We start from the raw sequence: 11,733 nt of genomic DNA on the forward strand, positions 1-11,733 counted from the left end.
ATTTGAGCACGTGTGTTATTGTGGCGAAATATTAAACCCCTACTCCACCACAAAAGTTGCGTTGCTTATATGTTTCCCATCTTTTAGTATTGCTATCTGGTAAGTTCCTGCTGCGGGTTTTGTTTTGTCTAGATATATTGTGTGTACAGTTTTATGGCCTGCATGGTCAATGCCTTTTTTCAAAATCGCTTGCCCGAGCATACTGTACACTACTACTGTGTAAGCACCTGCTTCCATGCCTGAGAAATACAGGTTCAACTGGTTGCTTGTTACTACAGAGGGGTATAGTTTTACATATATATTGTTTACTGCACTATTTTCTACCAATACGGTATTGCTATACACAATACTGCCATTTGTACTTATAGCTTTTATGCGGTAGTAGTTGGTGCCGCTTGCTGGTGCAGGGTCCATGGCTGTATAAGCGGTTTTACCAATTGCCTTTACCGAAACAATACTGCTATACACTGCCCCGTCTGTGCTATGTTCTACTGCATAGCTGGCTATGCTAGCCTCGTTTGCTACGGCCCAGTTTAATACTGTTGCCCCATTTGTCAGCTTTCCCGACAGGCTTGTAAAAGTGGTGGGCAATGCCGTTGCTTGGTTTACTATTAATTCAAACCGCCCCTTGCCTTTGCTGTTGGTATCGGCTGTAACGGTGAAATCATAAATAGGGTTCAGGGTAATGTCTTGTTCTGTGCCTACCAGCTTGTCTTTTAATAACAGACTGCCAGCAGCAAAACCTGTCAACTGCTTGAAACGCAAGCGGAAACTGCCCGTTTGCGTGCTTGTTATGAGTAGCGTTACAGTATCTTGCACCAAGCCAAATGGGCGAGTGGAAATGGCCAATGAATAATTGGGTTTACTGCTTGCCAGCGTTTGGCTGCCACTGCTAAGCGATTCTGCGTCCCAGTTGGGGGTATAATCCTTGCTGCCTTGGTTATTATAGCGTACTGCTATTTCATCTAGCAGGGTATCTGTGGTTGAGTATAGCCCCATCCTGATTATTTGCTCATTGCTTGTGCCAAAATAATTGAAGTTGGGTATGGTGGAGTCTATCTTATGTGTCTCCCTAAAAGTAATGGATGTGCCTGTTTTGTTGGCTTCCACAAAGAAAGCCTGCCCAATGGCAATGAAATCGCCTTTTGTGTCATCATATCCTGCCGCGGCATTGGTAACCAACCCATTGGAATAAGTAGTATAGTTGCCATTGCCATAATGGCTGTATGTCCACATCTTGTTGTTGATAGCTGGGTTTGTAGCTTGGAAAGCGGTAAACCGCATCTGGCATGGGTAAGGGTTGGCCAATAATGAATAAAGGTAATTTGCAGTGTCGTTTAGTGCTACTGTAACTGGCCCTTGCGTCAAAAGCCCTGTGGCACTTAGCACCACGCTCACTGGTGCTGCTGGGGTATAACTGTTTAATTGGTCCGCACAGCTACCCACTTTCCTGTCGCCCCTTATGTTCATCGAATACCCCGTGCCTGGGGAAAGCAGCGTGGCATTGGTATTGGACACAGAAACCCACCTGCTGCCATTTACTGCCACTGCTTGGCAGGTGTACATGCTTGGCTTGTTGCTTTGTGTTTTGTCGAAGCCGTTGCTGTTGAACTGGCTGCCGCCCGTACCACAGACAGTACCGCCTGTGCCTGCACCTGTAATATAGATTTGTTGCTGCCATGCGCTGTCTAACCTTTGTGTTACAGAACTGCCTATAAAACTCGACTTGCGCATTGTTTTAGCAGGGATGTACAGCTGCTGGGTAACTTTACCGGTAATATAGCCCCCATTAACCCCTCCTTGCGCTACCCTTGCTGTGCCAGTGGCAGCATTGGAAACAAGCGTGAGGTTGCCACCCGATGCCAAAATACCAGCAGTAGGCTTTACAAGGTTTATCACATTCAGCCCATTGCCCAAGGCAACCGTGCCGCTACTATTTACAATCAAGGTATCCAATACATTGGTGTCGCCGGGCGAGGTTTGATCAAAATATAAAGTGCCTGTACCCAACATAGCTAACCCAGATGTGGCAGATCCAGTTATAGCACCTGTTCCTGAAACAGTGCCATTCACAGTAAGGTTGTACCCGTTCAGGTTTAAACCAGACGAAAGGGCAAGGTTGTTCACCGATAAATTAGTGGTTAGCATTGGGGTAGTGCCACTAATAGTTACGTTGGTAGAAGCGGTTGGCACTACACCGCCACACCAGTTTGACGGGTTGTTGGCATCGCCGCCCGTTACCCCTATATAAGTACCTGCCACGCAGCTTGGGTAAATGGCATCTGTATTGCCAATTACGTACAAATTAGTGCCGCTAGCCGCAATGATTTGCGACGTTGCGGTTACGTTATATGGATTTGTACCTGCTGGTAAGCCTACGCTGGTTTTGGTATAGGCAGTTGTATAATTGCCGACCTCGCAGTTAGCATTTGTGGAAAAAGCACTTGCCTTGTCAGTGCCATTAAACTGATAGGTAATATCGGCCGTGTTGCTACCACTGCCACCCGTAACAGACCATTGCAGCTTTACTATTTTAGAGGTGTCTGCCACTGCATTGCTAATGGCTGTTTGTACCCCCACACTAATATTGGGGCTGCCTGCGGTATTGGTCAAGGTTAATGGCGCATAAGAACTTGCTGTGCCTATGGGGAACAAACTTGCAACCGTGCCCAACTTGTTCCTAATAAGCCTGCCTGTGCCATTTACATACACATAACTGGTTAAAGTGGTGTCTATTACAGCAGAACCCGAATCGAGGGTAAGGTTATAATTACCCAAAACCAACTTGCCAACAACCAATGTAAGCGCGCCGTTTTTAGCAGTAGTTAAATTGGATGGTAGAAGGATATTCCCATTGTTGCCAATGGTAAGTTTTTTTACCGCAGCCACCGTGGGCAGTTCGCTATGGATACCTATTGTATCTACCACCGTGCCTGTATAGCTGGCATTTACCGTAGTGTTTGCAGTGGTAGTAGGTATTTGTGCCAATGCTTGCCTGCCTGTGCCAGTTTTGTTGCAAATGATGCTGGCACCATCTACCAAACTTAAATTGCTGCCGTTTGCAAAAACATAAGAGGCGGCAGTAGTAGCATTTAAAGCAAGGGAATTGGTTACAGATACCGCTTGGCTTAATGTAGGTGCTGCATTCGTTACCGATAAAATACCAATGCTGGCCGGACTAAAAGTAGATGCTGGGATAGTGGTAGCAGCTACCAATGCAATGCCTGCCGTATTGTTGCTGGCATCTATCACCCCTGTACCCAAAGTAATGCTGGTGGGCAAAGTAACTGTTGCGCCGGGTGCTATGGTAAGTATGCCTGCGGTGTTTGTAAGGCCAGACAATTTCACATCGTTGCCAATGGTGCAGCCGCCCGTAATATTGTTCAGCAAGGCAGGCGCATTGGTAGTGCCACGGGTAGTGGTATCAAAATAAACAGTGCCAACAGAAGCAGTAGCATTAATGTACAGGTTGCCAGCCCCTGCGGCAGCCGTGCTGATGCTATTGGCAGGGTTCATGGATACCGTGCAAGCAGTTGCCGAAGTATATCCACCCAATTGGAGCGTGTTTGAAGCAACCTCGCCTACTACTATCTTGCCCGAAGTATTACTTGCTGTAAAGGTTAGCCCATTGTTTACCGTAACTGACCTGCTGGTTCCAGGTGCAATAGCTACTTTATTATTTGGCGTAGTATTGGCCAGCTCTAAATAATTGGTTACCATATTATGCGCCCCCAGTGCAATGTATTTTTTAGACGTAGTAGCGGCTATGGAACAGGCAATTACAGCAGGGGTGCCACTGGTACCACTAAGCCCCGTACTGGTTACCACAAAACTGGTTGGCAGGTTGGCTACGGTATAGCCAGTGCCGTATTCTGTAAGGGAAATGGAAGACACAGCACCACTGCTGTTTGTATTAAACGTTCCAGCAGCAGCAACGCCGCCGTTGGGGTTCAGTATCGTAAAAGGGGTATTGGTTTGATTAACCGTATAGCCAGAACCACCGGAAGATAGTGTAACTGCATATATAATAGACTGAGTAGATGTACCCGTCATAGATAGCTTGCCACCTGTAGAGGCGGTTATGTAAAACACATTGTTGCCAGCAGTATTGTAGTTTACAACATTGCCGCCCAATGTAAGTGTATTTGTTCCTAGGCTCAATGTGCCGCCGCCGTTCCTGTCCATCCGCAAATCGTTGGCAACGGTGAAATTCCCGCTTGCGTTGATGGTAGAATTGGTTAGTCTCAAGTTGCCTAGTGTTACATTCCCACCAATGCTAGTATTGGAGGCTGTCATTTTCAACTGCCCATAACCCGTATGCACGCCAGAGGCAGTGCCTGTTACATTGCCTGAAACAGAAATGGTATTGCCACCATCGTTTAGCGTGCCTGACGTTAAAGTTAGGCTAACAGTATTTACGGCATTGCCCAAAGTAGCACCGCCCGCTGTCAGCGTTAACCCAGACAATGAATTGGTAGTGCCGGGTGTTGTTTGGTCAAAATAAATAGTGCCAACAGGGGCGGTTGCATTAATCACCACATTACCTGCATTCGCTGCATAAGCACTAAAACTATTGCCGGGGTTCATGGATACGGTAGTGGCAATACTGCCATTACCTATGGTGAAATTGTTGCTGCTATATTCACCCACCCCAATTTTGCCAGAGGTATTGCCAGCCGTGAAGCTGAGGGCATTGGTAACAATGGCAGACCTGAAATTAGAAGGGCCTACCGCCATGATATTGTTAGCAGCTGTATTGGCTAGTTCCAGGTTATAGAATTGCACATTGTGGTTGCCAACGGCCAGGTATTTTTTTGCAGTGGTAGCAGCAATGGTACAGGTAATTACCCCGCCAGTGCCACCGCCGCCCGTAAAACTAGTAGGTGCGGTAGTGTAGCCAGTACCAAATTCTGTAATGGTAACCCCAGTTATTGCACCGCTGGTAACAGCTATGGTGGCAGTAGCTGCCACACCGCCATTAGGGTTGGCAAATGTGATGGTGCTTCCATTGGTATAGCCCGACCCACCCGAGCTTACCGCCATGGTCATAATACCAGATTGCGTGGAAGTACCTGTCATGGAAATTTTACCCGTGTTAGACATAGTAACTACATTGCCGCTATTGTTGAAAATGTTCCCCCCAATGGTGATGGTGGTATTGACACCCATATTAAAAATAGTACCATTAGGCCGATAAACCCGCAAATCGTTGCTGATGGCAAAACTGCCGTTGACTATGATGCTATTGCTATTCACTAGGAATAAGTTGCCAAGGGTTACGCCCGAATCAATAGACGTGATACTTGGTAGTTCTATCCTTCCAAAGCCAGTATGCGTGCCATTGCCTGTGATATTGCCAAGCAACGAAATAACATTGCCCCCGTCGTTCATCGTGCCATTCAATGCCAGTTCTACATTGATGGTTAGTTTGGCATTATTAGTCGAAAAATTTACCGTGGGGCTATTTTGGAACATCAGCTTCGCAATGGTTTCTGTGGCCATATTGCTTACGGTTACAGTACCTGTGCCACCAGAACCATTGATGTTGTTGCCATCAAACAAAAGCGTATCGCTTGCAGATACATTGTTGCGTGAAGGATTCCAGTTGGTGGCGCTAGTATAGCTGCCACTAGTACCACCCTTCCATGTATAGGTTTGTGGGATGATGGACAAGACCAATGTTGCTGCACTATCGCAACCCGATTCATTGGTTAAGTGATAGGTATAAGTACCGGGTAGGTAATAAGTTGTCCCATTAAATGTATAGCCCGAGCCATAAAATACACCCACATTGGTAGTAGAACTGGTTTTGGACAAAATGGTGATGGTTGTATTGGGGCTATTGGCTGTACTGGCTGTTTGGCAGGCATTGTTTGCCGTCATTTGACAAACAATTATATCGCCATTATTCAATGTTGTATCGGTATAGGTTGTGCCGCCGCTGCCAACATTGCTGCCATTCTTTTTCCATTGGTACACAGGTGCAGTTCCGCCATTAATGGGTGTAGCCGTAAAGGTTACGGATGTGCCAGCACAAATAGTGGTGGCTGGGCTTGCCGCAACACTTACACTCGGGGTAACCGATGCGGGGTACACAATGGTATCATAGCCCGTCATGGTTGTGGAGCAACCGCCTGATGCAGTTGCTATCACAGTATAAGTACCCGCAGTTGTTAGCGAACCAAAACCAATAGCTGCCCCGGTACCTGCAATCGGGCTGCCTTGGTTGGTGCCATTATTTTGAAGCTGGTAATTGACCGTTGATTGTGAACCAGAAAGCCCTATCGGGAATGCCGTCCCGGCTGTGCAGCTACTGCCCCCGCCCGTTAGGCTAAACAAAGTAGGCCCCACACATTCCGCAAACAATACATTGCCCAATACCGTGCGTGAGGAAATGGTTTCACTTTGCGTACCCGCTGTTGCTGCTACACCTGTTGACCAGGAACTACTGTAGATGCTGCCTAGCAAACTGCTGGTATTAGTACCAGCTATAGAATCTGCACTGATATAATTAAACGTCCCATTATAATTGGTAAATGCCAATGTATTGGCATTTACCAATGTCCAATAACGGTTAAGGTATTTTGATTTGCTTAACGGAAAAGAAGCATAATGCGGCTCTGCAGTAGCAGGGGTGGTAGTGGAAACCAATAAATCGCCCGCCGTGGTTACGCTTGCAAAAGTTAGGCTTACGGGTGTATAATTGCCTGTATCCCCAATTTCAAAACTGCGGGCTACGTTTGTGCCAGTAGCTACGTTCTTGCGCAAATAGCCATTTACCCACCCATTTGTACGGGTTACAGAACCAGCAGTGGCCATTATCAAATTGTTACTGCCTGTTGCAACCTTGCCATTTGTAAGCGTAAGCACACCATTTACCGTAAGGTTGGTGCCTAATATAGCAGCACCGGAGGGTAAGTTTACCATTAGGTTATTTACATTCAGGTTGCTTGTAAAAGGTATATTACCCGTGATTCCTGTTCCCAACAAGCTGAGGCTTGATGTAGTACTGCCCTGCAAAAAGCCGTTGCCCCTGATAGTATGTGCCTTCCCTGTATTTCCTAGGGTTAAGGTATTGCCATTTAAATTCAAAATATCTGTTGCGGAAGTGAGCGTAGTAGTGTCTGCTACTTTTACAGCCGCGCTAAGCGTAACCGTTTTGTTGCCGCTTAATGCCAAAGTGCTAATGGTAGGCACTGCATCTAAGAAAGAGAAACTCAAATTGCTGTTCGTGGCAGTGGCATTGGCAGATAAGGTGAGGGTTACATTGCCATCATAGGCAGTAACGGTTGTACTGCCTGGTATGCCTGTGCCTGTTATTGTTTGCCCTACCGCAATGTTGCTATTGGCGGTGTTTAGCGTTACCGTGTTGCTGCCACTGGTAACCCCGCCATAGGCATTTGTTTTTATGGAACTGAAACTACCAATGGTTTGTGCAGATGAACTATTGAAACCATAATTAGTACCGGAATAAATATTCCTTGTACTAGCACCCAGTAAAGCGGGGAAAGTACCTGTAGCGGCAGTGGTAACCGTGCCAGCGAAAGGGGCTACGGTAAAAGTACCTGTGTAGCTTGTAGCAGTAACCGATGCAGGGGAAATGCCCATTTGCGTGCTACTAATTTGGGTAATAACGGTATTAGGGAATAAAAGCCCAGCAGTACTGAAAGTAACAGGCATCCCAATCGCAATATTGTTAACGGCACTATAGGCGGCTATATTGTTGGTATTATTCGTATTTAAAGTACCCGTGAAATTAAACCCATTGCTGGAAAGCACATTCAAAGTGCCACCGGAAAAACTATAGCTGCCCATGTTTAGCGTGCCTGCCACTGCAAAGTATTTGCCCATGCCTATGTTGGAGCCAAGGTTAATTGTTTTGCCAGTTGCTACCGTCCACAATATATTGCTATTGGCGGTGGACGTGTTGGGCAGCGTTAACGAGGATGTACTGGAAGCACCAGGGTATAGTAAAATATTCACACCTCCCGCATTAGTACCCCAATTGCCTGGGTTTACAAATGTGCCACCTCCCGCAACCGTAAAATCACCCCCCACCTGCATGCCATGTGTACGAAGCGTTGTAGCTATGGAAAAACCAAAAGCCCCCCCGTTTAACAGGAAATTACCTGCACAGCTTATATTGGTTTGGGCATTGCCGCCAGAGGCATACACATCGCCCGTAAACGTTACGGTGCCTGGCACTAGGGTAACAGTGCCACTATTGTATGCCAATTGGGAAATGCTAAGGGTACTGCCAGAAATGGCGGTAATGGTAGTGCCATAAGGAATATTGGCTCCGCCAATTTTCATGCCTGTTGATAATCCTGCCGTGGAAGAAACAGAACTAATCTGGTTGCTTCCACTTGTAGTAGTCCCAGTAAAAGTAGTGCCCGCAAACAATGGCAATGCCGTTCCATTTGCACCGCTTGCGTTAGTGGTAATGGTAATGGTACTGCCAGAAGGCGTGCCGTTCACCGTAACCCCATTGGCAATGCCCGCACCTGCCACACCCATGCCAGTACTAATGCCTGAAATGGTAGAAGCGTTGGCAATGGTCGTAGAAGAAGTATTCCCATTGCTATAAAACCCAGAGCTAAGAAAGTAGCCGCCAGAAACAGTCATGTTGCCCCCAACACTTAGATAACCCATGTCGCCATTGCCACACCAATCAAATAAAGTAAAATAACCCCCCGTTTGCTGGTAATTGCCGGAAACAATCAGGGCGTATGGACTGCCATACGATCCCGTAGTAACTTGCGAAACAGCAAACCTACCCCCTTGAATGTAGAAATTCCCTTTCACCGAATCACTAATGGCACCTGTGGAAACCAGTTTAAAAACATTGGTGCCGCCACCCGTTTGGGCAATGGTTAAATCGCCGTTTACTATCAAGGTGCCACCTTGCACCCAACTGCCATTCAGGTTAGCTACATTAATTTTTAGGTTACCCCATCCGCTAGGGATGGTTGGCAGCGCCACTGGTGCGGTACCTCCATTGGCCCATTTTTGTATTTCCACATTGCTGCTTTTGCCAATGCTTCTCAAGCTGCTTCCCGGCAGCATAGTTACCGATCCATTAGATGGATAAGCATTGGTATCTGTTACATTGTGGATATAACTAGCGCCTTTCTCCAAAATAAAATTGGTTACGGCAACTAAGTTGGTCGCCGTTAATGTTGCCCCAGTTTTAATGTCCATTGTTGCCCCTGACCCATAATCACTCCATGATGCACTCGTTGTCATGGAATGACCGCTTTGGATAATAAATGTATCGGCAGTTGCAAAGCTAGTGGGCGAAGTTCCACCTCCGGTGGCAACTGTGTTCCAACTAGAAAAAGTAGCGACATCTAAACTGCCTTGGGAATAATAGGTTTTGGGGGTGGCAGTTTGGAAGGTATCTGATGGGATGGCTATTGTAGAATCCAAATAATAAGCTATGGTAGTAGATGGACTTACCGTAAAAGAGGCGGGCATTGTAACTTTTGCCCCCGTGAATAAGTTCACAGCTTGTGTACCTACAAATGGTGCAGGCACATTTAGGGTATAGGTTTGGCTGGCCGTAGTGTTCATGCCCATAAAGTAACTGCCATAGCGAAGGCTATAAAAATTGGCGATAGCCCTGTTTTGTACAGCGGTAGTGCCATCTGCCAGTTGAGGCACTGGCTGTTGTATGCCACCATAGGCACTTACGGGGTTGTCAGGCGGCGTGCCACCCGTAGGGTCTTGCGGCGTATAGGGCATTGTTATATAGGTACCGCTTGGGGTAAAGCGGGTATCTGGCACGGCGGCTTCTACTATGCGTTGGGTATAAGGGGTAATATGGTGTATTTTTGCCAGGTTATTAATGGCATAAGCCCGGCGGTACAGCATGATAAAAAAGTTTTCCTTATTATATTTAATGGCAATGATGCCGTTTTGCTCGTCTGCCACTGTATAGTTTGGCTGCCCAGGGGTACAAGGGTTTAGGACTGATGATGGAGCCATGGCTTTATATTGGGCATACATGTCTGGAAGGAAAAGCCACCTGCTTTCAATGGGCGATGAACCTGCATCATTCAGCATATCGTAAAAAAATTGTCCATCGTCCACCATTTGTTTCAGCGTTCCTAATAGGGCATTGTCCTGCGAAGCAGCAGGCACCCATAGGCCACCATTATAGTGCATTGCCCCCGGCACAGATTGATTGCGCCAGCAGATAGCCCCTTCGCTTAGTATTGCCTTAAACCCACCCGCATCTGTGGAAGGGTACCTGAAATAGCTATGTATTTTCTCGTGCTGTACAGCCCGATTCAAGATAGTGCTGTCCCCGCTCATCCGGAACATCTCATAAAACTTGCCGCCTAGGTTGCCATAGCAATCCTGCGACACCCAGCCGGGCTCGTGCGAAGTGCCTTTGGTGGTCATCATATAATAACCACGTCCAAAAGGATAAGTAGGCACGCCAGACTGCGATTCGCTGCCCGTCCATTCCGCCAGCCCCATTGCTTGATATATATAATTCAAGGCTTTGGATGTGGGTATAGAATTGGCTATATCTATTTTTTGCAAGATCATGTTTGCCCCATACATGCTCATCGTGCATTCAAGGTCTTGGTTTGTAATGGTGCGCCTATACAAACGACCATTGTCAAAACTTGCCTTGAACATCGTGCTCCAATATTGCCGCCTTGTTTTGGTGCCGTTGCCAAAATTAAAAGTAGAATCCAGCCTGTTGCTTATTTGGGCGTAAATCAAAAATGCGGCATAGCCAAGCCTGCCATAAGCACCGCCCCAAGCGTTTACAAGTGTACTATCCCTGTTGTAGTTGGCACAGTTAGAGTCAATGGCATTCATTACCTTTTGGATAATAGCAGGGTTATTGTACCCAATCGTCCAAGAAAGGAAATACGATTGAGCCAAGTATTCTACATCGTTGTAATTGTTGTTGTTGTAAGGCACCATATAATCAGCTCCGTTCAGCAAATTCGTAATCCGGTTGTTGCAATTGGTTTTTAGGGTTTGCAGGGCTTCTTCGCCATTCGTGTTCCGTTTAGGTGCAACCGTGTAAGATGGAAAAATGCCCTGTACATCGCTTGCAGGCAGTGGCACGTATGCATTGGTATGGGTATAGGCTTTATAAACACCCACCGTTGGGGCAGTTAGCGTTTGTTGGTAAGTATTGTATTGCCAGATAGTACCATAAAAAAAGAACCATCCGGTAGAATGTAAACGGATTTTTACCGATGTTTTGCCATGCGTTAAATTAAAGGGCAGCGGCACTGTCCTGTACCAAAACGACCCCGAAGCAATGGGTGCTCCGCTTTGGTCAATAAATACGTCTTCATCGCTGCCATGCCGGTAGCCCACTTCTAAACCTTCGCAATCTAGCAGTATGCGGCCGTTGGCTTGCGTGGGGTTATACTCGCTGCCAGACATTTTCACGGTAAAGTAGTTTTGCTGTGCAGAGTCAACCGCCATGGTAAAAGTAGCTTCTCCACCATAATAGTAAGGGGTACTTTGCGGCAAAAAACGCCTGGCACTGTTGCCATATAAGCCATTATAGGTATCGCTCAATGTATCTACAATGCCGTGAGCAGCTTCCTGCATCGGGTTGCCAAATGCCAATACATCCAAAGCTGCCTGCGAAAGGGCACTATTTGTAACTAACAAAAAGCATAAGGGCGTGAAAAAACTAGTAAGTATATTTTTTTTCATATAACAAGTGGGCAAACACGTTTTTTATACGATATA

At 46.6% G+C, this 11,733-nt stretch carries 1 protein-coding gene; it reads right to left on the reverse strand.

The genetic code is table 11. The features are described from left to right. Positions 1 to 39: 39 nt before the first annotated feature. Positions 40 to 11,697, reverse strand: a complete 11,658-nt coding sequence (locus tag ACHFIY_RS10720) for a hypothetical protein (protein ID WP_410846089.1) — start codon at positions 11,695 to 11,697, stop codon at positions 40 to 42. Positions 11,698 to 11,733: the final 36 nt, after the last annotated feature.

The sequence above is a fragment of the Parasediminibacterium schistidii genome (genome assembly GCF_046546515.1).
GTDB lineage: Bacteria > Bacteroidota > Bacteroidia > Chitinophagales > Chitinophagaceae > Parasediminibacterium.

Excerpts from the sequence above, each read along its gene's own strand:
- ACHFIY_RS10720 (WP_410846089.1), bottom strand. The coding sequence starts at position 11,697 with ATGAAAAAAAATATACTTACTAGTTTTTTCACGCCCTTATGCTTTTTG.